Origin of the sequence: Streptomyces lichenis, assembly GCF_023218175.1 — a bacterium.
Taxonomy (GTDB): Bacteria; Actinomycetota; Actinomycetes; order Streptomycetales; family Streptomycetaceae; genus Streptomyces; species Streptomyces lichenis.
In genome coordinates this window covers 41,516-66,488 of the sequence record NZ_JALPTH010000029.1, presented here as the reverse complement: position 1 = coordinate 66,488, position 24,973 = coordinate 41,516, and the positions used below count along the sequence as shown (strand labels likewise).

The following is a 24,973-nucleotide window of genomic DNA, read 5'->3' as shown; positions in this document are numbered from 1 at the left end:
CGCCCCGGCCCCGTTTCCCGGCCGGAAATCCGCTGTTCTGCTCTGGTCACACCGTCGGATGAGTGTTTATGATTCACACACGCTTGAACGAAGCACATCGAATCAAAATGTGGGCCGGATCGTGACGCTCGTGCATCAACGCGCTCCTGGAGACTCCGCCCCGTGCTCGCTTCCCTCGTCGAACCAGCGGAGAGCGCCATGAACCGACGCACCCTCACCCTGTCCGCCGCCGGCCTCTGTCTGGCCCTGACCCTGTCGGCGTGCTCCGGCGCCTCCTCCGGTGACGCGGGCGACGGCACGCTGACCCTGGTGGCCGCCGACTACGGCGACAAGGCGTCCAACAGCTCCAAGGGCTACTGGGACGGCGTCGCCCGGGCCTTCGAGAAGGAGAACCCGGACATCACGGTCGACGTCCAGGTGGTCAACTGGAACGACATCGACAAGCATGTGCGGACCATGCTGCAGAGCGGCAACGTCCCCGACCTGCTCCAGACCGGCGGGTACGCCGACAAGGTCGCCGACGACCTGCTCTACAAGGCCGACGAGGTGCTCTCCGTCTCCACCAAGGCCAACCTCATCGACAGCTTCGCCAAGGCCGGCGAGGTCGACGGGACGCAGTACGGCATACCCTTCGTCTCCTCCGCCCGCGCGTTCTTCTACAACAAGGAGATCCTGCGCAAGGCAGGGGTGGCCAAGCCGCCCACCTCCTGGGCGGAGGTCCGCGCCGCCGCCGAGAAGGTCAAGGCCGAGGTGCCCGGCGTCACCCCGTACGCGCTGCCGCTCGGCCCCGAGGAGGCGCAGGGCGAGAGCATGATCTGGCAGCTCGGCAACGGCGGCGGGCCGACCAACGGTTCGGGTGCGTACACCCTGGACAGCAAGGCCAACGTGGAGACCTTCGGCTGGCTGCGGAAGAACCTGGTCGATCCCGGACTCACCTACGCCAACCCCGCGGCCACCGACCGCAAGACGGCCTTCGCCGACTTCGCCGCCGGCAAGGCGGCCATGCTCAACGGCCACCCCTCGCTGATCGAGATGGCCAAGGAGGGCAAGGTGGACTACGGCGTCACCGCCATCCCGGGCAAGGGCGGGCCGCTGAAGTCCACCCTCGGCGTGGCCGACTGGATGATGGCCTTCAAGGACAACGGCCACCGCGAGGAGATCCGGAAGTTCCTGGACTTCGCCTACGCCAAGGAGAACACCCTGGCGTTCGACGAGCGGTACAACCTGATGCCCGTCACCCAGGACACCCTGGACGAGATGCAGGGCAGCGGCAGGCACAAGGACCTGGAGCCGTTCTTCGCGCTGCTGCCCTCCGCCGTCTTCTACCCGCTGGGCGACACCAGTTGGGACGCGGTGTCCGCCGAGATCAAGAAGAGCGGCGGCAGCGCGGTGAAGGACGACCCGGCCGCCGTCCTCGGCGACCTCCAGAAGAAGGCGGAGGCCGCGGCCGCCGACAGGTAGGCCCCGCACCCCGCCCCAGCGACCCCGGGGCCGGCACCCTGACCGGCCGGCCCCGGACCCGGCCCCGGACCCGGCCCCGTCCGGCCGCGAGCCCCGCCCCCGCTCCCCGTACCGCTCCCCGTGGAAGGCGCCATCCGTGACCGCCAGTACCGCCGTCCGGCCGCAGCCGCGGGCGGACGAACCGCCCCCGGCCCGCCCCCGGCGGCGCCCGCGCCGGCCCCGCCGGTCCCTCGCCGACCATCCGCTGCCGTGGATCGGCCCGGCCATCGCCCTGATCGTCCTGGTCGTGCTCTGGCCGGTCTACGAGATGGTCCGCACCTCCACCCTGCGCATCAGCACCAGCGGCTTCGTCCGCGGCGACGCCGGACTGGACAAGTACCGCAAGCTGTTCGCCGAGCCGGACCTCGGCGCCGTCATCGGCTGGACCCTGGTGTGGACGCTCACCGTCGTCGGCCTCACCCTGCTGCTCTCGCTCGGCCTGGCCCAGCTGTTCCACCAGGACTTCCCCGGCCGCCGGATCACCCGCTGGGCGCTGATCGCCCCGTGGGCCGCCTCGGTGCTGATGACCGCCATCGGCTTCAAGTGGATGCTGGACCGCACCGCCGGCGTCCTCAACACCGCGCTCACCGACCTCGGCCTGACGTCCGGCCCCCGCGACTGGCTCGGCGACCCGGCCACCGCCCGGCCCTGGATGGTGCTGGTCGCCGTGTTCGTCTCGCTGCCCTTCACCACGTACACCCTGCTGGCCGGGCTCCAGACCATCCCCGCCGAAGTGTACGAGGCGGCCACCGTCGACGGCAGCGGCCCCTGGCAGACCTACCGGCGCATCACCCTGCCGCTGCTGCGGCCCGCCCTGCTGGTCGCCCTGGTAATTAACCTCATCAACGTCTTCAACTCCTTCCCGGTCATCTGGGGCATGACCCAGGGCGGCCCGGACAGCGACACCGCCACCACCACCGTCTTCGCCTACCAGCTCATGAACACCGACATCGGCGAGTCCGCGGCCATGTCGGTGGTCAACTTCGGCCTCATCGTGCTGCTGGTGCTGGTCTTCCTGAAGGTCAGCCGCTTCCAGGAGGACGACGCCCGATGACCGCCACCGCCACCGCCCCGGTCCGCCGGGCCCGGCGCGGGCTGCGCCCCCGTACCGCCGCGCTCGCCGCCACCGCCTGGCTGCTCGCCGCCTTCTTCCTGCTGCCGTACGCCGAGATGGTCGTCACCGCGCTGCGCCCGGCCGACCAGCTGCGCGACGCCACCTACCTGCCCGGCGGGTTCGCCTGGTCCAACCTGGTCAAGGTCTGGACCGACTCCACCCTCGGCGCCAACCTCCAGGTCACCCTGCTGGTCGCCGCCGGCTCCACCGTGCTGGTCCTGCTGGTCGCCCTGCCCGCCGCGTACCACACCGCCCGGCACCGCTTCCGCGGCCGCACCACCTTCCTGCTGCTGGTGCTGGTCACCCAGATGTTCCAGCCCACCTCGCTGCTGGTCGGCCTCTACCGGCAGTTCCACCAGCTCGACATGCTCAACTCGGTCTGGACCCTGATCCTCTGCAACGCCGCCTTCAACCTGGCGTTCGCGGTGTGGATCCTCACCGCCTACATCGGCTCCATCCCCGTGGCCCTCGAAGAGGCCGCGCAGGTCGACGGGCTGGGCCGGTTCGGCGCGCTGCGCCGGATCACCCTGCCGCTGGCGCTGCCCGGGGTGGTCACCGCCCTGATCTTCACCTTCATCTCCGCCTGGAACGAGTTCGTGATGGGGCTGCGGCTGACCACCGTCCCCGACAGCCAGCCGCTCACCGTCGGCATCAACAACTTCGTCGGCAACTACACGGTCCAGTGGAACTACCTGTTCGCCGGCTCGGTCGTCGCCATCGTCCCGGTGATCGTGCTCTTCGCCTGCATCGAGCGCCATGTCGTCTCGGGGCTGACCGCCGGGTCCGTCAAGTGACCCCCACCCCGTACCCGTACCGCCACACCGGCCACCGGCCGGACCGAGAGGAGCCGAGCGTGCCGCACATCGACACCGAGACCGCCAGCCAGCCCGAGTGCTGGCAGAGGGCCGCGGCCCTGGCCGACTCCCGGCCCGCGGGGCTGCCCCGGCCGGGCGAGCGCGTCGCCGTCACCGGCTGCGGCACCTCGCTGTTCATGGCCCAGGCGTACGCCGCGCTGCGCGAGGGCGCCGGACTGGGCGAGACCGACGCCTTCCCCGCCTCGGAGTTCCCGCTCGGCCGCCGCTACGACCGGGTGGTCGCCCTGACCCGCTCGGGCACCACCACCGAGGTGCTGGCCCTGCTGGCCCGGCTGTCCGGCGCCGCACCCACGCTGGCGGTCACCGCCGACCCGCACACCCCCGTCGCCACCGCCGCCGACCACCTCGTGGTGCTGGACTTCGCCGACGAACGCTCGGTGGTGCAGACCCGGTTCGCCACCACCGCGCTCACCTTCCTCCGCGCCGGCCTGGGCCTGCACACCGCCCGGGTGGAGGCCGACGCCCGGCGGGCACTGGCGGAGGTCATCGACCCGGGGCTGCTGGAGTGCGGCCAGTTCACCTTCCTCGGCCAGGGCTGGAGCGTGGGGCTGGCCCATGAGGCGGCGCTGAAGATGCGGGAGGCGGCCCGCGCCTGGACCGAGTCCTACCCGGCCATGGAGTACCGCCACGGGCCGATCAGCATCGCCGCGCCGGACACGGTGACCTGGTCGCTGGGCCCGGCGCCCGAGGGGCTGGCGGACGACGTGGCCGCCACCGGGGCGCGCTGGATCGGCGGCGGCACCCTGGACCCGCTGGCCGAACTCGTCCGCGTCCAGCGCCTCGCCGCCGCCCTGGCCACCAGCCGCGGGCTCGACCCCGACGAGCCCCGCAACCTCACCCGCTCGGTCGTCCTCGCCGATGACTGAGCAGCCCCGGCCCGCCCATGTCCTCGCCGTGGACGTGGGCGGCACCGGCATCAAGCTCGCCGTCACCGACCGCGCCGCCCGGACGGTCTCCGCGAGCCGGCTGCCCACCGGACGCGAGGCGGGGCCCGAGGCCGTGGTGCGGACCGTCCTGGACGCGGTCGCCGGCCACCACCGGGACGCGATGCGCACCGGGCTGCGCATCGCGGCCGTGGGCCTGGCCCTGCCCGGCATCGTGGACGAGCACACCGGCACCGCGGTCCGCTCCACCAGCATCGGCTGGCGAAACGTCCCCTTCCGGGACCTGGTCACCGAGCGCACCGGGCTGCCCTGCGCGGTCGCCCACGACGTACGGGCCGGCGGCCTCGCCGAGGCCGAACTGGGCGCCGGCCGCGGCCACCGCCGCTTCCTCTTCGTCCCGCTCGGCACCGGCATCGCCGCCGCCGTGATGACCGACGGACACGCCGAGGCCGGGGCCCACCTGGCCGCCGGGGAGATCGGCCATCTGCGGGTGCGGACCGGCGGCCGGCGCTGCGGCTGCGGCGGCCGGGGCTGCGCCGAGACCTACGCCTCCGCCGCGGCGGTCGCCGACCGCTACGCCCTGGCCACCGGGCGGCGGGCCGACGCCGCCGAGGTCGCCCGGCGGGCCGCGGCCGGGGAGAAGGCCGCCCGGCTGGTCTGGGACGAGGCCGTCGACGTGCTGGCCGACACCCTGCTGTGCGCCACCACCCTGCTCGACCCCGAACTCCTCGTCCTGGGCGGCGGACTGGCCCGCTCCGGCCCGCAGCTCTTCGACCCGCTGCGCGCCGCCCTGCGCGACCGGGCCCTGCTGGGGCGGGCCCCCAGGGTCGAGCCCGCGCAGCTCGGCGACCGGGCCGGCTGCCTCGGCGCCGCCCTGCACGCCCTGCGCCTGCTCGCCGACGACTCCGGCCACCACTCCGCCGACGCCGGACCGCCGGGGAGCCGCGCTCCGCGGGAGCGGGTCGCGTGATCATCACCGTCACCCCCAACCCGGCGCTGGACATCACCCACCGGCTGGACACCCTGCGCCCGCACACCAGCCACCGGGTGGCCGAGGTGCACGAACAGGCCGGCGGCAAGGGCGTCAACACCGCCAGGGTGCTCACCGCGCTCGGCCGACCCGCCACCGCGGTCCTCCCGCTCGGCGGCCCCACCGGCGACCTCCTCCGCGCCGATCTGGCCCGTAGCGGCATCCGCCACCGGGCCGTCCCCCTGGCCCATGGCTCCACCCGGCGCACCCTCACCCTGGTGCACGACGGGGACGCCACGGTGCTGAACGAGCCCGGGCCCCGGCTGGACCCGGCGGACTTCGGCGCCCTGCGCGCGGCGGTCGCGGAGCTGCTGCCCGGGGCCCGGGCGCTGACGCTGGCGGGCAGCCTCCCGCCCGGCCTGCCCGGCCACGCCTACCGGAGCCTGACCGAACTGGCCGCCGCCCACCGCGTACCGGTGGTGCTCGACACCTCGGGCAAGGCGCTGCTCGCCGCCCTGCCGGCCGGGCCCGCCGTCGTCAAGCCCAACGCCGCCGAGCTGGCCGAGACCACCGGCCTGGACGACCCGCTCGCCGCCGCCCGGACCCTGGCCGGGGACACCGGCACCGCCGTGGTGGCCTCTCTGGGCGCCGACGGGCTCCTCGCGGTCACCCCGCAGGGCAGCTGGCGGGCGCGGCTGAGCCGTCCGCTGCCCGCCGCCGGTCCGGCCGGCCGCAACCCCACCGGCGCCGGGGACTCCGCCGTCGCCGCACTGGCCGCCGGGCTCGCCGACGGCACCCCCTGGCCGGAACTGCTCGCCGACGCCGTCGCGCTCTCCGCCGCCACCGTCCTCACCCGCCACGCCGGCGCCTTCGATCCGCAGGCCCACCGGGAGCTGCGGCCCGCCGTCGTCGTCACCCGGCTACCCGAACCCTCCCGACCAAGGACCGCCCCATGCCCCTGAGCACCACCCGCGCACTCGTCGACCGCGCCGCCGCCCACGGCCAGGCCGTCGCCGCCTTCAACGTCATCACCCTCGAACACGTCGAGGCCGTACTCGACGGCGCCGAGAGCGCCGACCGGCCGGTGATCCTCCAGATCAGCGAGAACGCCGTCGCCTACCGGGGCGGCCGGCTCACCCCGCTCACCACCGCCGCCGCGCACTGCGCGCTCCAAAGCGGAGCGGAGGCCGCCCTGCACCTCGACCATGTCACGGACGAGGGGCTGCTGCACCGGGCCGCCGACGCCGGGTTCTCCTCCGCGATGTTCGACGCGGCCCATCTGCCGTACGCGGCCAATGTCCAGGCCACGCGCCGGGCCGCCGACTGGGCGCACCGCAACGGCCTGTGGCTGGAGGCGGAGCTGGGCGAGGTCGGCGGCAAGGACGGGCGGCCGCCGCTGGACGCGCACGCCCCGGGCGCCCGTACCGATCCCGCCGAGGCCGTCCGGTATGTGGCCGAGACCGGGGTGGACGCCCTGGCCGTCGCCGTCGGCAGCTCCCACGCCATGACCTCCCGGGACGCGGTGCTGGACCATGGCTTGCTGGCCGGGCTGCGTGCCGCGCTGGAGGTGCCGCTGGTGCTGCACGGTTCCTCCGGGGTGCCCGACGGCGAGCTGGGCCGCGCCATCCGCGCGGGCATCGCCAAGGTCAACATCGGCACCGCGCTCAACGTGGCGCTCACCGCCGCCGTACGCGAGCACCTCGACCGGCACCCCGAGGCCGTCGACCCCCGCCGCTATCTGGGCGCCGGCCGGGCCGCCATGGCGACGGCGGTCGTCCGGCTGTTGGAGGTGGTGGCCCGGGCGGACACCGCCACCGCCTGAGCGCCCGCGCCCTCCCGCGCCGCCGGGCCGGGTGTCACCGAACACGCCTGGTGAGCGAAGATGTTCTCCCGCGGGGCATCGGACGGCGCCCGCGAGCGGCACGGGACGGGCAACGAGGGGGACGGCATGAAGGCGCACGAGAGGTGGACCCGGCTGCTGGAGGTGCTCGCCGAGGAGGGAAGCCTCTCCGTCACCGACGCCGTCGAGCGCCTGGGCGCCTCCCAGGCCACGGTGCGCCGGGACATGGACGAGCTGGCCCGCCAGCAGTTGCTGACCCGTACGCGGGGCGGCGCGGTGGCCGGGGCCGTCTCCTACGACCTGCCGCTGCGCTACAAGACCTCCCGCCGTGCCGACGAGAAGCAGCGGATCGCCCGGGCGGCGGCCGAGGCGATCCCGCCGGGCGCCATCGTCGGCCTCAACGGCGGCACCACCACCAGCGAGGTGGCCCGGGAACTGGCCGTACGCGCCGACCTGAGCGAGCGCGGCCCCGGCGAGGCGCTGACCATCGTCACCAACGCCATCAACATCGCCAACGAGCTCGCCGTGCGGCCGCACATCAAGACGGTGGTCATCGGGGGAGTGGCCCGCTCCAACTCCTACGAACTCACCGGCGCGTTCGCCGCGGCGGTGCTCGGCCACCTCAGCCTGGACTACGCCATCCTCGGGGTGAACGCCGTGCACCCCGACTTCGGGGCGGCCTGCCACGACGAGGGCGAGGCCATGGTGAACCGGGCCATCGCCGAACGCGCCGAACAGGTCGTGGTCGTGGCGGACTCCACCAAGCTCGGCCGCCGCGCCTTCGCCCAGGTCTGCCCCACCGCCGACATCTCCCGGATCGTCACCGACCGGGAGGTCCCCGAGGACGTGGCGGACCGGTTCACCGGCCGCGACGTCGAGGTCGTCCGGGTCTGACGGCTCGCGGCGGAAGGGGCCGGGGACGGGGCGCGGGTTTCGGCCAGGGACGGCGCCCGGGCGCACCGGGCCCCAGGACGGGGCGCGGGTTTCGGCCAGGGTCGATCGTCGGCCAACTGAGGGGTCGCCAGGCCGGATTGGCTCATGGAATGATCGGTCGCTGTCCGAACGCAGTCGGTTACTGATCCGATGGGAGCCTCATGTCCACCGCGCAGCAGGTGCCCGACATCCTCTCGGCCGAGTTCGCCGCGGATCCCTACCCGGCGTACCGGGCGATGCGCGAGAGCGCGCCGCTCATCTGGCACGAGCCGACCCGGAGCTACATCGTCTCGCGGTACGAGGACGTGGAGTACGTCTTCAAGGACCGCAAGGGCGAGTTCACCACCGACAACTACGACTGGCAGCTCGAACCCGTCCACGGCAAGACGATCATCCAGCTCAGCGGCCGGGAGCACGCCGTGCGCCGGGCCCTGGTCGCCCCCGCCTTCCGGGGCGCGGAGCTTCAGGAGAAGTTCCTGCCCGTCATCGAGCGCAACTCCCGCGAGCTGATCGACGCCTTCCGGGACCGCGGCTCGGCCGACCTGGTCGCCGACTACGCCACCCGCTTCCCGGTCAACGTCATCGTCGACATGCTGGGCCTGGACAAGGCCGACCACGCCCGGTTCCACCGCTGGTACACCGCCGTCGTCGCCTTCCTCGGCAACCTGTCGGCCGACCCCGCGGTGACCGAGGCGGGGGAGCGGACCCGGGTCGAGTTCACCGCGTACATGATGCCGATCATCCGCGCCCGCCGCGACGCCCTCGGCGACGACCTGCTCTCCACGCTGTGCGCGGCCGAGATCGACGGCGTCCGGATGAGCGACGAGGAGATCAGGGCGTTCTGCAGCCTGCTGCTGGCCGCCGGCGGCGAGACCACCGACAAGGCGATCGCCGGCATCTTCGCCAACCTGCTGAGCCACCCCGACCAGCTCGCCGCCGTCCGCGCCGACCGGAGCCTGATCCCCCGGGCCTTCGCGGAGACCCTGCGGTACACCCCGCCGGTCCACATGATCATGCGGCAGTCCGCCACCGAGGTCGCCCTCAGCGGCGGCAGCATACCCGCCGGCGCCACCGTCACCTGCCTGATCGGCTCCGCCAACCGCGACGCGGAGCGCTACCGCGACCCCGACCGCTTCGACCTCTTCCGCGAGGACCTCACCACCACCACGGCGTTCTCGGCCGCCGCCGACCACCTGGCCTTCGCCCTCGGCCGGCACTTCTGCGTCGGCGCCCTGCTGGCCAAGGCCGAGGTCGAGACCGGCGTCGACCAGCTCCTGGACGCCATGCCCGACCTGCGCCTCGCCGACGGCTTCACCCCGGCGGAGCAGGGCGTCTTCACCCGGGGCCCGGCCTCCCTGCCGGTGCGGTTCACCCCCGCACGCGCCTGAGGCCGGGAGCCCCGGGAGGACCCCGAGAAGGCACGGCAGGAGCCCCGGGAGGAGAGGACTCCTCCCGGGGAGCTACCGCACCACCGGGCTGAACTCCACCGGCAGCGCGGTCAGTCCGCGCATCCAGATCGACGGACGCCAGGCCAGCTCCTCCGGCTCCACCGCCAGCACCAGGTCCGGCAGCCGCTCCAGCAGGGTCTCCACCGCCGTCCGCGCCATCACGTCCGCCAGCAGCGGAGCGGGATAGGGGCAGCGGTGCTCCCCGTTGGAGAACGACAGATGCGCGGCGTTCTCCGCCCCGACGTGCGACTCCGGCCAGATCTGCGGATCGGTGTTGGCGGCGGCCAGCCCCAGCACCAGGCAGTCCCCGGCCCGGATGTGCCGCCCGCCGAGCTGGGTGTCCCGCACCGCCCAGCGGCCGATGAAGTTCTGCGTCGGCGTGTCCAGCCACAGCACCTCGTTCAGCGCCTCGCCCACGCTCAGCCGCCCGCCGGAGACGTTGACCGCGAACCGCTCGTCGGTCAGCAGCAGCCGCAGGGTGTTGCCGATCCAGTTGCCGGTGGGCTGCTGGGCCGCGGCGATCACCGAGATCAGGTCCTGCACGATCTCCTCGTCGGTGAGCCCCGCCGGGTGCAGCAGCATCCGCGAGGTGACGTCCGGGCCGGGCGCGGACCGCTTGTCCTTCACCAGCTGCCGCAGCCGCTCGCCCACCCGCCCGTACGCCGCCACCGGGTCGTCGCCCTCGCCCGCGTCCAGCGAGATCCGCAGGTCCTCCACCAGCTGCCGGGTGTCCGCGCGGGAGTCCGGCATCCCGCACACCTGGACCGCCGCCCGCATCGGCAGGGCGTGCGCGTACTCCGCCATCAGCTCCGCCTGCCCGCTCCCGGCGAACCCGGCGATCAGCTGCTCGGCGATGTACTGGCAGTCCCGGCCCAGCTCGAACTGGTCGATCCCCTCCAGCGCCTCGGTGATCACACCCGACCGCCGCCGGTGCTCGTCCCCCTCGGTGAACAGCACCGACGGCTGGTACCCGACGAACGGCATCAGCGGCCAGTCCTGCGGAATGGCCCCCCACTGGTTCCAGCGCCGGGAGTCCCGCGCGAACAGCTCGTCATGCGCGGTCACATGGGAGACCTCCGAGTAGCCGAGCACCAGCCACGCCGGTACGTCCCCGTCCAGCAGCACCGGCGCCACCGGGCCGTGCTCCCGGCGCAGCGCGCGGTACAGCTGCGACGGCGTCTGCTGGTAGGAGACCCCCGCCAGCCGCACCGCGTCGGTGCGCACCGGACAGCCCGGCACGGCCGCGGGGCCGTCCGGGACACGGGGGCTGGGCTGGTGCTCGGTCACGGTGTCGCCTCCTGGGCCATCGCCAGTTCGTAGAGGTGGTCGACCAGGGTGATCAGCACGTCCTTGCCGGACTGCCGGACCCGGGCGTCGCAGTCGACCATCGGGACGTGCCCGGGCAGCGCCAGTGCCTGGCGGATCTCGTCCAGCGAGTAGCGCGCGGTGTCCTCGTCGAAGCGGTTGACCGCCACCACGAACGGCGTCCGATGGTGCTCCAGCCGGTCTATCGCGTACCAGGAGTCGTCCATCCGGCGGGTGTCCACCAGCACCACCGCGCCCAGCGTGCCGGAGAACAGCCGGTCCCACAGGAACCAGAACCGCTCCTGCCCGGGCGCGCCGAACAGGTACAGCACCATCCGCGCGTTGAGACTGATCCGCCCGAAGTCGAACGCCACCGTGGTGGACGTCTTGGACGCCACCGCGCCGGTCTCGTCCACGCCGACACCGGCCTGCGTCATCACCTCCTCGGTGTTCAGCGGCCGGATCTCGCTGACCGAGCGGACCAGGGTCGTCTTGCCGACGCCGAACCCGCCCACGATGACGACCTTCAGGCCGGTCTCGGCCGTGTCGGTCAGCGGTGTGCGCCGCAGGGGCAGCTCAGAGGTTGTGGAGCCCATGGAGCACCTCCTTCAGAAGGGCGGAGTCGGGGAGGTCGGCCAGCGAGCGCGTCGCCTGCGGATGGCGGGCGGTGATCCGGCCCGTGCCCAGCAGGTCGCCGAGCAGGATCCGTACCACCGTGATCGGCAGCCCCAGCTCCGCGGCGATCTCGACCACCGCGGTGGGGTGCCGGCACAGCCGGAGGATCCGGGCGTGCTCCGACTGCATCCCCGCCGTCGGTCCGGACTCGCTGACGATCAGGGTCACCAGGTCGAAGGAGTCGTCGGCACGGCTCCGCCCGCTGGTCACCGTGTACAGCCGGTCGGGGTCGCCGGTGTCGACGGGCTTGCGCGTCACGGCGTGGCACTCCTTCGGACGGTGGTACGGGGCTCCGCCCGCAGGTGCTCGCCGATCTGCTCGACCAGCTCGGTCATCTGGTGGCCGACCACACCGGGGTCGGCGTCCTCCGTGGCGAGCACCGCGAGGTGCGCCCCCTCGCCCGCGCCCACGATGAAGAGCAGCCCGCCGTGGTACTCGGTCATCGAGTGCCGGACCCCGCCGGAGCCGTCGCCGAACTCCACGGAGGCGCCCTGGGCGAGGGCCTGCATGCCGGAGCAGATGGCCGCCAGCTGGTCCGCCTGGTCGAGCGTCAGATGCTCGGTCCAGCACAGCTTCAGTCCGTCGCGGGACAGCACCAGGGCGTGCCGGCTGCCGGGGGTGTGCTCCAGCAGCTGCTGCAGGAGCCAGGTGAGGCTGTTGTCGGTGGTCTGCATGACGGGTGACGGGCCCGCGGTGCCCGGATGGCCGGCCGCGGTCCGTCCCTCCAATCTCGGGTGCGGGGGTGGGGTACGGGATCTGGGGTGCGTACGGGGAGGGGCGCGGCCTACGAGGACGAGGGGCCGCCCACCGGGGGCTCGGGCCGGGCGCCCTCCCCGGTGCTGCCGCGCGGGGACCGCCGGGCCCGGGCGAAGGCGCCGAATCGCGAGCCCGCGTCGCGCCCCGGGCGCTGCTCCGGCACCCCTTCACCCCAGGTGCCGGGCTCGGCGCCGGCCCCGGTGCCGCCTGGGGCGGGCGGGGCGGACCGCTCGCGTCCGCGCCCGCGCTCCCGCTCGGCCTCGCCCATGGTGCGGCCGGGGGTGCGTACCGGCAGCCCGTTGGGCGTGGAGCCCGCGGGACGGCGGTGCGCCACCGGCTCGGACGCCCCCGGGCGTACCGCCGGGCGCTCGGCGACCGCGGCGGCCTCGCCCGGATCGGCGAGGTAGTAGACGGCGGCGGGGTCGGCGGAGTGGGCGGTGCCGGGATCGGCGAAGTGGGCGGCGGCGGGCTCCGGCGCCGGGGCGGGGACCGGGGCCGGCTCGGACGGGGCCGCCGTCGGCGCCGGGGGTGCCGTCGGGGCGGGGACCGGGGCCGGCTCGGACGGGGCCGCCGTCGGGGCCGGGGGTGCCGTCTGGGCCGGGGCGGGCGCGGCTGTCGGCGCCGGCGCGGACCCGGCCGCCGCCTCGCGGGACAGCAGGCGCGGTGCGCGGCGCTGCTGCTGGGCGAGCAGCTGCCGGGGCAGCAGCACGACCACGCCGGTGCCGCCTCGGGACGAGGGGCGGTAGTTGACGCTGATGCCGTGCTTCACCGCGAGCCGCCCGACGACGGCGAGGCCGAGCCGGGTGCCCTGGAGCGAGACCAGGTCGTTCATCCGGCCGGCCACCGCGTCCGCGGCCCGCCGCATCGCCGCGTCGGCCATCTTCAGTCCGCTGTCCTCGATGGTGACGACGATGCCCGCGCTGCGCTCCTCCACGTAGACATGCACCTCGTCGATGGGCGGGGAGAAGTTCGCCGCGTTGTCCATCAGCTCGGCGAGCAGATGCATCACGCCCTCGGCGGCGAAGCCGGAGATGGCCACCGAGGTGGCGCAGTGCAGGCGCACCCGCTGGTAGGCGGCGATGCGTCCCACCGCGCCGCGCAGGATGCTCTCCATCACGATCGGCTTGTTCCAGGCGCGGCTGGAGCGGCCGCCCATCAGCAGGGCCAGCCGGTCGGTCATCAGGCCCAGCTGGGAGGTGCTGTGGTCCAGCCTCAGCAGGTCGCCGAAGACCTCCTCGCCGTGCCGGTCCTGCATCTCCCGCAGATCGGCCAGCATGCTGACGGACTTGGCCTGGACCCGGCTGAGCGCCTTGGCGGAGGCGGCCTGCGCGGCGGCGGCCCGCCGCTCGCTGAGCGCCAGTTCCCGGATGAACGTTTCCGTCGGTACGCGTACCAGCGGCATCCTCGGCAGCGTCAGCTCGGCCCGTACCGTGTCGGCGGACCGGCCCTCGCGCAGCCGGGCGACCGCGGCGGGCAGCGTCTCCCGGGCCAGGCGCTCCAGCTCGGCCGCCGCCTCGTCCAGCTCCTGCCGGGCCTGCCGGCGCTCGGCGTCCAGCGCGGTCGCCTGCCGCTCGCCCGCCTCGATCGCGGAGGTGAACAGATGCAGCACCCGCGCCAGTTGCGGATCGCTCGGCGGGAGCACGCCGCCGAACGCCTCGGCCGCCGCGGCGGTGCCGTCGCGCCGCTGGGCCAGACCGGGCAGCGTCACGTTGACCAGGTACGCGGTCTCCGACGACAGCTGCGCCAGGGCGGCCCGGTGCCGCTCGGCCTCGGCCGCCCGCGCGGTGGCCGCGCGCCGGGCCCGCCGTACGGACCGGCCGCCGACCAGGACGGCGGCGGCCAGGCACACCCAGGCGGCGGCCGCCACCAGCTGCGTCCAGGTCCGCACCTCGGACGGCGCCAGGACCACCGCCGCCCCGGCGGCCGCGGCGCTCACCGCCAGCACGGCCACCGGCGCGGCCCGGGAGGTGCCGGGGGCCTTTGCCGAACGGTGCTCAACGGGCGGTGCAGGCACGGACATTCGGCGGCCCCTCGGTCGGTGAGAGCAGACGGTTCGGGACGGTCGCCGCGCGGCGACCGGCGGTCGGGAAGGCCGGCATCAGGCGGCCGTGCGATCTTCCGTCCGGACAGGAAGTCATGCTAGCCAGCCTGCCCGGTGCGGAGATCGCTCTGACCACTCAGTCCGCCTCACGGTCGACTTCGTCGTGAACCCATGGGTCGGCACGCGGAGTTGTGATAGGGGAGCCGCCGCCCGTGCCCGCCGTCGCACAGCGGCTCGGTGGCGTCCCGCGTCCCGCCCCGGCGCGGTCGGCCGGGGCGTGGACACCCGCCCACCGGCCCGGCCACCCGCCTTCGGCAGCCTCTTTCCGGCCAACTATCCCGGCACGGACCGTGCCGGCGCCCCGCCCCGGCCGCCGACGAAGCCGGCACCGGCCCGCAAAAGACGTCACCCCGTGGAGGGGCGAATTCCGGGAACCGCCGACGGCGGCCCGGGCCAGTGGGCACGATGAGGACATGGAACGTGGGAACGCAGGACCGGGCGCGCCCCGGCCGTTGGTGGTGCGGGTGCCGGTGGAGCCGGTGGAGGCGGCCATCGAGGCCGACGCGGTCGACGCCGCCACCTCCGCCGACGGGCTGATGGTGCGCGGCCCGCTGTTCGGGGTCGCCAGGCAGGGGCCCGAGGACGGGATCCGCTGGCGGGTGGTGGTCTCGGTGACCTCCGGCTGCCCCCAGGTGGCGCGGGACAGCCTCCAGTCGCTGCTGTGGTTCCGGGCGAAGGACGAGGCCCGGGACCGGGCCGAGCGGCGCGCCCTGCTGGCGGCGGTCGCCCGGCTGGAGGCCGACTACGTGGACGAGGTCACCGTGGAGGACACCCGGTACCGGGTCCTGCGCGCGGAGGAGTACGCGGGTGCGGGGCCCGGCGGGATCGAGCCGCCGCGCCCCACCGACCCCGAGCCCCTCACCCCCGACTGGAGCCTCCAGGCCTCGGAGCCGTCCATCGACGAGGACCTGGTCCTGGATCCGGACGCGCCGGTCACCCCGACCCAGGCCCTGGAACAGCTGTGCCTGCATGATCTGCGCTACACCGGTGAGCGGTTCCCCGAGGAGGTGCTGGCCGACTCCGCGCGGGCCGTCACCACCCACCCCGACATCCTGCTGCTGCCGCCGACCTTCTCCGTGGTGGAGCGCACCGACGGCGGATGGCGCGGGGCCGGCGGCTCGCACGCCACCGCGCACGCCGCCCGCAGGGGGCTGGAGTTCTCTCTGCTCTGGGCCTGGCCCCGGATCCGCGGCCTGATCCCGATCGAGACCGATCCGAAGACCAACGCCCGCAACCCGCCCGCCGACAGCCCGGCCGCCGCGGAGCTGGCCGTCTACGCCGAGGCCGCCGACCGGCTGCGGGCCGGGGTCCGGGTCAACCGGCTGGAGGTCGGGGACACCGTCTACCAGATCGCCCGCACCCGCCGGCTGCTGCGCTGGGGCCCGGACGGCCCCGAGGGCCCCCGCCCGTCCGACGTCAACGGCCAGGAGCCGATGCGGATGCACCCGCCGATGGACGAGGACGGGAACGTCCTGCCGGAGCACTGAGACCGGCCCCGGCGGCCCGGCCCCGGCGATGCGGCGCCACCGCCCCTCGGCACCCGTGCGGGCCCCGAGGGGCGCTCGCGGTCACCCGGTCATGCGGTCACCCGGTCACTCGAAGCGGGACGGGTCGCCCGCGCCGCGGCGGACGATCTCGACCTCGCCGCCGGAGAAGTCGACCACGGTGGTCGGCTCCGTGCCGCAGTCGCCGGAGTCCAGCACCGCGTCGACCTCGTGGTCCAGGCGCTCCTTGATCTCCCAGCCCTGGGTCAGCGGCTCGTCCTCGTCGGGCAGCAGCAGGGTGCTGGAGACCAGCGGGTCGCCCAGCTCCGCCAGCAGGGCCTGGGTGACCACATGGTCGGGGATGCGCACGCCCACCGTCCGCTTCCTGGGGTGCAGCAGCTGGCGCGGCACCTCCTTGGTGGCGGGCAGGATGAAGGTGTAGCTGCCGGGGGTGGCCGCCTTGATGGCGCGGAACACGTCGTTGTCGATCTGCACCAGCTGCCCCAGCTGCGCGAAGTCCCGGCAGACCAGCGTGAAGTGGTGCCGGTCGTCGAGCTTGCGGATGGAGCGGATCCGGGCCAGGCCCTCGCGGTTGCTCAGGCCGCAGCCCAGCGCGTAGCAGGAGTCCGTCGGATACGCGATCAGCGCGCCGGAGCGGATGCTCTCGGCGACGGTGGTGATGGTCCGGCGCTGCGGGTTCTCGGGGTGCACATCGAAGTACTTCGCCATCCGTCGAGCGTAGGCGATCAGCGGGCTCCGTACCGCCCGTGGGGACGCGGGCCCGGGTCGCGCCCCTCCGGGGCCGGTGCCGGGCGCCGGTCGAGGCGGCGGGCCACGGGCGGCAGGACGAGCAGCAGACCGAGTACGGCCGCCAGCACATGCCCCACGGTGGTGAAGTCGGGCAGCGGCCCGGCCCACTCCGCCCCGCCGAACGGCCAGGCCACCACGAACAGCGCCCAGGGCAGCCGGGCCAGGCGCGGCAGCGCGAGGGTGGCGGCGGCCATCATGGTCTGGGCGCCGTAGCTGATGCCGTAGTCCAGCGCCCGGCGCACGTCGTCGGCGTACCAGCCCTGCCGCAGGGCCACGGTGATCACGGTCGCGGTGAGCAGGGTGGCGCCGAGGTGCCCCGCCAGGAACACCCCGAACGCCCGCAGCGGACCCCATCGCCGCTCCGCCCACGCCAGGGCGCAGCAGACGCCGAGGCCCAGGGTGATCACGGTGGCCGGGAAGTACAGCGAGGTGACATCGGTCAGTGTGCCGTCGAAGAACAGCGCGCTGCCGAGCACCGCGGACACCGGGTGGTCGGCCAGGTTGTCCAGGTTGGTGCTGACCTGGCGCAGCAGCTCGTCGGCGCGCTCCGCCGTCAGGCCGTACAGCACCCAGGCGTGGGTGAGCAGCAGCAGGCAGACATAGCCGAAGGTGACCGGCGAACGCCTGGGGTAGCTCCGTAGGGCGTCCAGCACCCGGCGGCCGCTCACCGGCCGGCCGGCTGGGCGGTGGTCTTCTGCGAGGACGTGCTGACGCGGGCGGCGCGCGCGGTGACGGGCCGGGCCGTGAGGGCGCGTCCGCGCCGGGCGGTGATGCTCATGGGTGGCGTGTCCTTCGGTCCACTGGGCCCGCGGCGGTTGCCGGGCCGCTCCGTCCGGGGAACGGGCTGTCCGGAAATCTACGGTGCCGGAGCCGTACCGCCACACGGGGCACTCCACCGGCCCGTCGATCCTGCCCTTCCGTACAGCCCTTCCGGCCCACCGTCCTGCCCGGACGGCCCTCACCCGGGGTCAGGGCCGTCCGGCCGGAGGCACCGTGGGTCAGGGCGCCGCGGTCCGGCGCAGGTGGAGGGCGCGTAAGGCGGCTTCGGTGGCGAAGCAGTGGTCGGGGTCGGTGAGTTGGGGGCCGAAGGTGGCGTCGAGGTTGCGCATGCGGTAGCGGACGGTCTGGGGGTGGATGTGGAGGACTTCGCCGATCTGGGCGGCGGTGCCGCGGGTGGCGAGCCAGACCCGGAGGGTTTCGGTGAGGCGGGCGCGGCGGGTGGCCGGCTGGCCGTCCAGTGGGGCCAGTTCGCGCCGGGCGAGCTGTTCGAGGAGGGCGGGGTCGGTGGCCAGCAGGAGGGTGAGGAGGTGGTTCTCGCAGTGGACGACGGGGCCGTCCCGGATGATCCCGGACTCGGCCAGGGCCAGGCACTGGCGGGCCCAGCGCGCCGAGTCGGTGGCGGTGGCCAGCGGGACGGTGGGGCCGACGGCGGCCAGGGTGCCGGACAGGGCGTGCTCCAGGGACGCGCGGCGTACCGCGTCGAGCGGGCCGGGCAGCAGCAGGGCGGGCTGCGGGTCGGTGAGGTCGACCAGGACGTCGGGGGCCAGCGCGGTGCGCGCCGGGCGGGCTCCGGGCGAGAGCGCCACCAGGCTGACCTGCTCGGGCAGTTGCCAGCCGGTGCGCTCGGCGAGCTCGCCGAGCGAGGTGTGTGCGGTGGTGCCCGAGGCGATGAGTTGCAGCAGACGGCGGCGTAGCCCGTCCTGGTCGTCCTCGACGGTGGTGCTGCCCTCCATGTAGCCCTCGATCGCCAGCCCTTCGAGCTGGTTGACATAGCCGAAGAGGGTGTCGGCGAAGGAGAGCATGAACAGCGGCGAGAGGTCGCAGTGCCTGCTCACCTTCTTGGCGCGGTGCAGGGCGAGGCGGGTCCCGATCCGGCAGGTCCCGCGCAGTGCGTTGAGGGAGTAGCCCTGTTCGGCGGCCGTGCGGCCCAGGGCGCGGAACATCTCGTCGCGCAGCGGTGAGGGAGGCGAGGGGCGGGCCACCTGGTCGACGAAGGCGGTCAGGCTCTGCTCGATGGCCACGTCGATGTGCGAGGCCTGCGGTCCGGTGAAGACGGGGGCGAACTCCGGGTAGGCGGTCAGGACGTCGGCTCTGATCTCCTGGCGGAGGCTGGGGATCTCCCGTCGCATGGCGGCGGCGAACCTCGGTGAGAGCGGCGGCGGTTGCTCGGAGACGGCCGAGCGGGAGGCGGCCGGGTGGGGGCTGGCTGAGTGGGGGGTGGGGTCGGACACGGGGCTGTCCCTCTCTGACCGGCGGCGGGGACGCGCCGGGAGGCACAGAGTGCGGTGGCCCTGCCGGGTCCGGCGCGTCATGGCGGAGTGGGGGAGTCCGGCCGCCCGCCCCCGTCCCGCCGCTTTACCCGGTCTTTAACCGATGCGGCCGGGACGGGGGCCCGTACGTCCGTACGCGTGGGGGACCTCTCCGCCGGGCGGGGGTCAGCGCGGCGAGGTCACCAGGCTGGTGCCGAACTTGCGCAGCGCCTCGTTGACGGGCTGGAAGATGGTGTACTTCTGCCCGCTGCCGCTGGAGCAGGTGGCGCTGCCGCCGCCGGAGTGCAGGCCGACCGCCTTGCCGCCGGAGGCCGTGACATAGCTGCCGCCGGAGTCGCCGCCCGCGGAACAGGCGTTGGAGTAGGAGAGCCCGCCGATGACCACGGAGCCGTAGTCCACGGTCTGGTTGACCCGGGTCACCTGGCCGCAGCGCAGACCGGTGGTCTGCCCGGAGCGGCAGATCGAGGTGCCGACCACGGCCTCGGCCGAGCCGGTCACCGCGATGTCGCCCTGGCCCCAGCCGGCCACCGTCGGCACCAGCCGCCAGGCGGACTGGTCGACCTCCACGATGCCGAAGTCCCCCTCACCGGAGTTGACGCTGCCGGTGCCGCCGCGGTTCGAGGTGCCGAGGCGGCTGCCGTCCTTGCCGTAGGCGGCCTGGTTGACGTTGTCGGTGCAGTGCCCGGCGGTCAGGAAGGCCCGGCCGCCGCCGGAGCGGGTGACCGGGAAGCCGATCGAGCAGGCGCCCTCCCCACTCGGCACCCACTTCTGCCCGCCGACCACATCGCCGCCCTGCTGGCGCGGGGTGTCCGACACCTCCACCACCCGCACCAGATCGCCCAGTTCGGCGGCGAGCCGCTGACGCAGGGCGGCGGTCGCGGCGGTGGCCCGGGCCGGGTCGACGGTCAGCTCGACGCGGTCACCCGAGGCGGCGGGCCCCCAGGAGGTGACCCCGGCCACCCCGTGGGCCTGCCGGCCGACGGCGGCCGTCGCGGCGTCGAGCCGGGCCGCGCTGAGCCGCGCCCGGTGGGCCACGGCCCCGGACCGCTCGACGGCGGCCGCGTCGGCCGCCCCGCGTACGGCGGCGTGCAGCCGGCCGTCGGCGGCGTCGAACCACAGCGCGGTGACCCGGTCGCCGACCGCGGCGCGGACGGCCTCGGCGGCGCGTTCCGCCCGCTGCTCGGCCGCGACGCGCTCGCGGACGCCGTCGGCGGTGAGGCCGAGGTCGCGGGCCATGGCCGCCTGGACATCGGCGGGCACCGACGGGGCCGGGTCCCGCGGCGCGGGCGGCGGGGCGGCGTGGGCGGAGACGGCGGTCAGCGCGGCCACCGAGGCGGCGGCCAGCAGAGCGGCGGTGAACGGGCGTGCTGTCGCGGGGGACATGGGGGGTCCTCTCGAAAGGGGGGTACGGGCCGGCCGGACCGGCCCGAGCGCGGTGACGGGCGCCACCGGCGGATGCGCACGCTTCCCCCCCCGTGGGGACGCCCGGCCCGAGGCTCACCGGGTGTGCCGGACGGGATGCGAGGGGGAAGGCCGCCAGCGTCTCGGGCCGGGCGCCGTCGCGGTATCCGGTGGATCCCTTGCGTCGGCCGCCGGTGCGGCGACGGGTCCGGTCGCGGGGTGGGCGAACCGGTCGCCCGGTGGACCAGCCGGAGTCGCCGGGCCCATGGCTGACGGCGGTACGCGGCCCGGGCGGTCGTGCGGTGCGCCGCGCCGTCGGCGGTACGCGGCCCGGGTGGTCGTGCGGTGCGCCCGCGCCCCCGCACGACCATCCGGGAGATCCCTTGTATCGAGGGCGAGTCGGTACCTCACCCTTGGCGTGCCCCGTCTACCGCCCTACCGTGCGCGGTGTGAACGGACCTCGGCAGCACACATGCCCCGAACCCGCCCCGTCCGAGGCGGAGGACGGTCAGGAGGGCTGGCCCGCACTGGTCCGCGGCGTGCACGCGCTGCTCGCCGAGCGGGGGCGGGTCGCGCTGCACGGGCCGTGGGGCTCGGGCAAGAGCACCCTGCTCGACGAGCTGGCCGAGACGGCGGAGGTCCGCTGCCTGCGGGTCTACGCCCAGGACGGCGACCGGCACCTCCCGTACGCGGCGCTCACCCGGCTGCTGGACGGCGCGGACGCCGCCACCGCACCCGAGGCGCAGCCCCTCGGTCAGTTGACCGCCCGCCGGGCCACGGCCCGGTTGCTGGCGCGGGGCGGCCCGGTGCTGCTGCTGATCGACGACGTCCAGTGGATGGACGCCGCCAGCGCCGACGTCCTCGCCTCCTGCCTCCGCGGACTGCCGCCCGGCCGGCTGGGCGTGGTGGCGGCCGAGCGCACCGCCGCGTACCCCCGTACGGCGAGCCGGCTGCTCGGCGGGCACCCGGACGTGCTGCCGGTGCCGCCCGCCGACGCGGAGGAGACGGCGCGGCTGCTGCACCGGCGGGGGCTGCCCCTGCGCTGGGCCGAGCCGGTGCACCGGCTGTGCGGCGGCCACCGCGCGCTGCTCGCCGTCTGCTGCCGGGCGCTGGCCGCGGCGGGGGAGGGGCACGCCACCGCCGGGCGCCATCTGCCCGACGTCCCGCGCGAGGTCACCGAGGCCGCCGCACAGTGGCTGGACACCCTGCCCGCCGAGGTCCGCGCCACCGTACGGGCCGCCGCCCTCGCCCACCGCCCCGACGCCGACCTGCTGCGCCAGGCCGGGCACAGCGGGGCCGACGACCATCTCGACCACGCCGTCCGGGCGGGCGTGCTGGCCCCGGCCGGGGCGGAGCAGCACCGGACCGGCACCCTGCCCGTCCCCGTACGCTTCACCGCCCGGGCGCTGTCGCTGGCCGCGGCGCGGACCGTGCCGGCCGCCGAACGGCGCCGCGCGCACGCCGCGTTCGCCCGCGCCGTACGGGACCCCCTGCACCGCGCCCGGCACCGGGCGCTCGCCCAGGACGGCACCGACCAGGCGGTGGCGGAGGACACCGCCGAGGCCGCCGCCACCGCACGCGAGGCGGGCGAACGCGGGCTGGCCGCCGAACTGCTGCTGCTGGCCGCCCGGCTCACCCCCGCCGACCGGCCCGCGCCCCGGCTGGAACGCCTCACCCAGGCCGCCCGGGAGGCCGCCGCCGGGGGCCGCGCGGACCTCACCCGGCACGCCGCCACCCTGATCGCCGAGGAGCGGGGCAGCAACGCCCAGCGGGTGCACAGCCTGCTCGCCATCATCGACGCCCAGGGCCAGGACCTCTCGGACGCCGAGCCGCTGCTCGCCGCCGCCCGCACCGCCGCCGCCGGAGAGCCCGTCCTGCTGGCCGCCACGGAACTGCGCGCCGCCGTCCAGGCCAACGTCACCGGCGGCGACACCGCCCGGGCCCTGCACCACGCGAGCGACGCGGCCGCGCTGGCCCACCAGGGCGGCGACACCGCCCTCCAGGCGGCCGCCCTGGCGATGACGGCCCGGATGCAGCGCGTCCTCGGCCAGGCGAAGGCCGCTCCGACAACGCTGTCAGCCGCCCTGGCGCTCGCCGTGCCGCCCGCCCGGATCGGGATTCGCAACAGCCCCGAGTACGTGTCCGCCCGCCACGCCGTCTTCGACGGACGGCTGGACGAGGCCCGCCGCAGTCTGCTGGACCTGCTCCCGGCGGCCCGCGCCTCCGGGGAGCCGGAGGACCTGGTCGACCTCTGGCGCAGCCTCGCCGAGGTGGACGCCGGGCTCGGCTCCTGCGCCCGCGCGGTGGACTGGGCCTCCGACGCCCTCGCCCTCACCGCGTCCGCCGGGATCTCCCCCGGACCCGCCCACTACACGGCCGCCCTGGCCCAGAGCCACGGCGGCTCCTTCGCCCAGGCCCTGCGCCACGCCGACCAGGGGCTGCGGGCCTCCCGCGAGGAGAACGACACCCTGCACACCACCCGCAGCCTGTGGGTCCTGGGCGCCGTCCACCTCCACCTCGGCCACGCCGACCCGGCCGCCGCCGCGCTGGCCGAGGTCGCCGCGCTGGAGGGGCGCCACGGCGCGGCCGACCCCTCCGTGCTGCGCTGGCAGCCCGACGCCGCCGAGGCCTTCGCCGCCACCGGCCGCACCCCCACCGCGTACGCCCTGCTGGACCAGGCGCACCGGCAGCTGGACGACACCGCGGACCACACCGCGCTGCGCGCCGCCCTCACCCGGGCCCGGGCGGCCTGCGCCGACCAGGACGGCGACCCCGAGCGGGCCGTGGCGCTCCTCGACCAGGCCGCGCGGGACTTCGCCGCGCTCGGGCGGGCGGTGGAGGAGGGCCGCACCCGGCTGCTCCAGGGCCGTATCGAGCGCCGCCGCCGACGGGCCGCCGCCGCCCGCGCCGCATGGCAGGCCGCCCGCGGCGCCTTCACCACCGCCCAGGCCCGGCCGTGGATCACCCTGACCGAGCACCACCTCGCCCATCTGGCGGGCCGCCCCGCCACCGTCGCCGCCGACGAGCACCGGACCGACCGGCTCACCGGGAACGAACTGCGCCTGGCCGCGCTGATCTGCGCCGGGGCCACCAACAAGGAGGCCGCGCAGCGGATGTTCGTCTCGCCCAAGACCGTGGAGGCCACGCTCAGCCGCATCTACCGCAAGCTCCATGTGCGCAACCGCACCCAGCTCACCTCCACCCTGGCGCCGCTGCTCGACCAGGGCGGCCCGTCCGGGCACGACCACGACGCCCCGCGGTGACACCCCCGCCGGTCACCGGCGGACGCGCGGGGTCGTCCGGCGCCGGGCCGGGGCGGCGGCGCTCTGGCGCAGATGGAGGGCGCGCAGGGCGGCTTCGGTGGCGAAGCAGTGGTCGGGGTCGGTGAGTTGGGGGCCGAAGGTGGCGTCGAGGTTGCGCATGCGGTAGCGGACGGTCTGCGGGTGGATGTGAAGGACCTCGCCGATCTGGGCGGCGGTGCCGCGGGTGGCGAGCCAGACCCGCAGGGTCTCTATCAGGCGGGCGCGCCGGGTGGCCGGCTGGCCGTCCAGCGGGGCGAGTTCACGCCGGGCCAGCTGCTCGACCAGGGCCGGATCGCTCTCCAGCCAGAGTGTGACCAGGTGGTTCTCGCAGTAGACGACGGGCCCGTCGCGGACGATCCCGGACTCGGCCAGGGCCAGGCACTGGCGGGCCCAGCGCATCGAGTCGGCCGCGGACGCCAGCGCGACGGTGGGGCCGACGGCGGCCAGGGTGCCGGACAGGGCGTGCCCGAGCGATTCCCGGCGCGCCTCGTCCAGCGGGCCGGGCAGCAGCAGGGCGGGCTGCGGGTCGGTCAGGTCGACCAGGACGTCGGGGGCCAGCGCGGTGCGCGCCGGGCGCGCGTCCGGGGAGAGCGCCACCAGGCTGACCTCCTCGGGGAGTTGCCAGCCGGCACGCTCGGCGAGCTCCCCGATCAGGGCGTACGCGGTGTTGCCCGAGGCGAGCAGCCGCAGGATGCGGCGGCGCAGTCCGTCCTGGTCGTCCTGGATGGCAACGTTGCCTTCCATGTAGCCCTCGATCGCGAGGCCTTCGAGCTGGTTCATGTACTGGAAGAGGGTGTCGGCGAAGGAGAGCATGAACAGCGGCGAGAGGTCGTAGTGCCTGCTCACCTTCCTGGCGCGGCGCAGCGCCAGCCGGGCTCCGATCCGGCAGGTGCCGCGCAGCGCGTCGAGTGAGTAGCCGTCCCCGGCGGCCGTCCGGCCGAGCGTGCGGAACATCTCGTCACGCAGCGGGGAGGGCAGCGAGGGGTGGGCCACCTGGTCCACGAAGATGGTCAGGCTCTGCTCGATCGCGGCGTGCACATAGGAGGCCTGCGGGCCGGTGAAGGCCGGGACGAACTCCGGGTAGGTGCGCGTGACTTCGTCCTTGATCTCCTGAAGCAGGCTGGGCAGCTCCGGCCGCATGATCGCGGCGAACTCCCTGGGCACGGGCTCCAGCGGATCGGAGGCCGCCGGGCTGGGCGAGGAATCGCGCATGGGCTGTCCCTTTCTGGCCGGCGACGTGGGGGACCGCCGGAAGACGCGGACTCTATCGGTCTGCCCGGCGCCTTCGAGGGTGGGGAGATCCCC

Annotated in this window: 21 protein-coding genes; 11 read left to right on the top strand and 10 right to left on the bottom strand. The window is 75.1% G+C overall.

The genetic code is table 11. From position 1 onward, the window contains the following. Positions 1-198: 198 nt before the first annotated feature. From M1O15_RS25370 to M1O15_RS25330, 9 genes are all read left to right on the top strand, one after another. On the top strand, positions 199-1,461 hold the full coding sequence (locus tag M1O15_RS25370) for an extracellular solute-binding protein (RefSeq protein ID WP_248636488.1): 1,263 nt from the start codon (positions 199-201) through the stop codon (positions 1,459-1,461). 136 nt (positions 1,462-1,597) lie between these two features. Further along, positions 1,598-2,554 carry a carbohydrate ABC transporter permease gene (locus M1O15_RS25365; protein WP_248636487.1) on the top strand — a complete coding sequence of 319 codons (957 nt, stop codon included), beginning with the start codon at positions 1,598-1,600 and terminating at the stop codon, positions 2,552-2,554. Next, positions 2,551-3,408: a carbohydrate ABC transporter permease gene (locus tag M1O15_RS25360; RefSeq protein ID WP_248636486.1), complete on the top strand. Its 858-nt coding sequence runs from the start codon at positions 2,551-2,553 to the stop codon at positions 3,406-3,408. Before M1O15_RS25365 ends, M1O15_RS25360 begins: the two co-directional genes overlap by 4 nt. A gap of 59 nt (positions 3,409-3,467) precedes the next feature. Continuing rightward, positions 3,468-4,355 (top strand): SIS domain-containing protein, encoded by an 888-nt coding sequence (locus M1O15_RS25355; RefSeq protein WP_248636485.1) that lies wholly within the window; start codon positions 3,468-3,470, stop codon positions 4,353-4,355. After that, the gene (locus M1O15_RS25350) at positions 4,348-5,343 is read left to right on the top strand and encodes an ROK family protein (protein ID WP_248636484.1); all 996 of its coding nucleotides are present in this window, start codon (positions 4,348-4,350) and stop codon (positions 5,341-5,343) included. Before M1O15_RS25355 ends, M1O15_RS25350 begins: the two co-directional genes overlap by 8 nt. Continuing rightward, on the top strand, positions 5,340-6,305 hold the full coding sequence (locus M1O15_RS25345; protein WP_248636483.1) for a 1-phosphofructokinase family hexose kinase: 966 nt from the start codon (positions 5,340-5,342) through the stop codon (positions 6,303-6,305). The genes M1O15_RS25350 and M1O15_RS25345 overlap by 4 nt, the downstream gene beginning before the upstream one ends. Further along, positions 6,296-7,165, top strand: a complete 870-nt coding sequence (locus M1O15_RS25340; RefSeq protein ID WP_248636481.1) for a class II fructose-bisphosphate aldolase — start codon at positions 6,296-6,298, stop codon at positions 7,163-7,165. Before M1O15_RS25345 ends, M1O15_RS25340 begins: the two co-directional genes overlap by 10 nt. A gap of 126 nt (positions 7,166-7,291) precedes the next feature. Next, entirely contained in the window at positions 7,292-8,077 is a 786-nt protein-coding gene (locus M1O15_RS25335) for a DeoR/GlpR family DNA-binding transcription regulator (RefSeq protein ID WP_248636513.1), read from the top strand. Positions 8,078-8,277: 200 nt separating this feature from the next. Further along, positions 8,278-9,504, top strand: coding sequence for a cytochrome P450 (locus M1O15_RS25330; protein WP_248636479.1), 1,227 nt, complete (start codon positions 8,278-8,280; stop codon positions 9,502-9,504). Positions 9,505-9,576: 72 nt separating this feature from the next. Here the strand turns inward: M1O15_RS25330 and M1O15_RS25325 are convergent, their stop codons facing one another. From M1O15_RS25325 to M1O15_RS25305, 5 genes are all read right to left on the bottom strand, one after another. Beyond that, positions 9,577-10,851, bottom strand: a complete 1,275-nt coding sequence (locus M1O15_RS25325; RefSeq protein ID WP_372499583.1) for a cytochrome P450 — start codon at positions 10,849-10,851, stop codon at positions 9,577-9,579. After that, positions 10,848-11,465 (bottom strand): GTP-binding protein, encoded by a 618-nt coding sequence (locus M1O15_RS25320; protein ID WP_248636477.1) that lies wholly within the window; start codon positions 11,463-11,465, stop codon positions 10,848-10,850. Before M1O15_RS25320 ends, M1O15_RS25325 begins: the two co-directional genes overlap by 4 nt. Then, positions 11,446-11,802 carry a DUF742 domain-containing protein gene (locus tag M1O15_RS25315; protein ID WP_248636476.1) on the bottom strand — a complete coding sequence of 119 codons (357 nt, stop codon included), beginning with the start codon at positions 11,800-11,802 and terminating at the stop codon, positions 11,446-11,448. Before M1O15_RS25315 ends, M1O15_RS25320 begins: the two co-directional genes overlap by 20 nt. Beyond that, on the bottom strand, positions 11,799-12,218 hold the full coding sequence (locus M1O15_RS25310) for a roadblock/LC7 domain-containing protein (protein ID WP_248636475.1): 420 nt from the start codon (positions 12,216-12,218) through the stop codon (positions 11,799-11,801). Before M1O15_RS25310 ends, M1O15_RS25315 begins: the two co-directional genes overlap by 4 nt. Positions 12,219-12,328: 110 nt before the next feature. Next, positions 12,329-14,320: an ATP-binding protein gene (locus M1O15_RS25305; protein WP_248636473.1), complete on the bottom strand. Its 1,992-nt coding sequence runs from the start codon at positions 14,318-14,320 to the stop codon at positions 12,329-12,331. Positions 14,321-14,814: 494 nt separating this feature from the next. On the opposite strand from M1O15_RS25305, the gene M1O15_RS25300 reads away from it, so the two are divergent. Continuing rightward, positions 14,815-15,888 (top strand): DUF5954 family protein, encoded by a 1,074-nt coding sequence (locus M1O15_RS25300; protein WP_248636471.1) that lies wholly within the window; start codon positions 14,815-14,817, stop codon positions 15,886-15,888. A gap of 105 nt (positions 15,889-15,993) precedes the next feature. On the opposite strand, the gene M1O15_RS25295 is transcribed toward M1O15_RS25300, so the two are convergent. From M1O15_RS25295 to M1O15_RS25280, 4 genes are all read right to left on the bottom strand, one after another. After that, a complete protein-coding gene (locus M1O15_RS25295) occupies positions 15,994-16,614 on the bottom strand; it encodes an L-threonylcarbamoyladenylate synthase (protein ID WP_248636470.1) in 621 nt (206 codons plus the stop codon). 17 nt (positions 16,615-16,631) lie between these two features. Beyond that, positions 16,632-17,363, bottom strand: a complete 732-nt coding sequence (locus M1O15_RS25290; protein ID WP_248636468.1) for a rhomboid-like protein — start codon at positions 17,361-17,363, stop codon at positions 16,632-16,634. Positions 17,364-17,693: 330 nt separating this feature from the next. Further along, a complete protein-coding gene (locus tag M1O15_RS25285) occupies positions 17,694-18,926 on the bottom strand; it encodes a PucR family transcriptional regulator (protein ID WP_505017679.1) in 1,233 nt (410 codons plus the stop codon). A 204-nt stretch (positions 18,927-19,130) separates the two neighbouring features. Then, the gene (locus M1O15_RS25280; RefSeq protein WP_248636465.1) at positions 19,131-20,348 is read right to left on the bottom strand and encodes a S1 family peptidase; all 1,218 of its coding nucleotides are present in this window, start codon (positions 20,346-20,348) and stop codon (positions 19,131-19,133) included. A 467-nt stretch (positions 20,349-20,815) separates the two neighbouring features. Here M1O15_RS25280 and M1O15_RS25275 point away from each other — a divergent pair, with 467 nt between their 5' ends. After that, positions 20,816-23,629, top strand: a complete 2,814-nt coding sequence (locus M1O15_RS25275) for a helix-turn-helix transcriptional regulator (protein WP_248636463.1) — start codon at positions 20,816-20,818, stop codon at positions 23,627-23,629. Between the two features lie 12 nt (positions 23,630-23,641). On the opposite strand, the gene M1O15_RS25270 is transcribed toward M1O15_RS25275, so the two are convergent. Next, positions 23,642-24,880: a PucR family transcriptional regulator gene (locus M1O15_RS25270; protein WP_248636462.1), complete on the bottom strand. Its 1,239-nt coding sequence runs from the start codon at positions 24,878-24,880 to the stop codon at positions 23,642-23,644. Between the last annotated feature and the right edge of the window lie 93 nt (positions 24,881-24,973).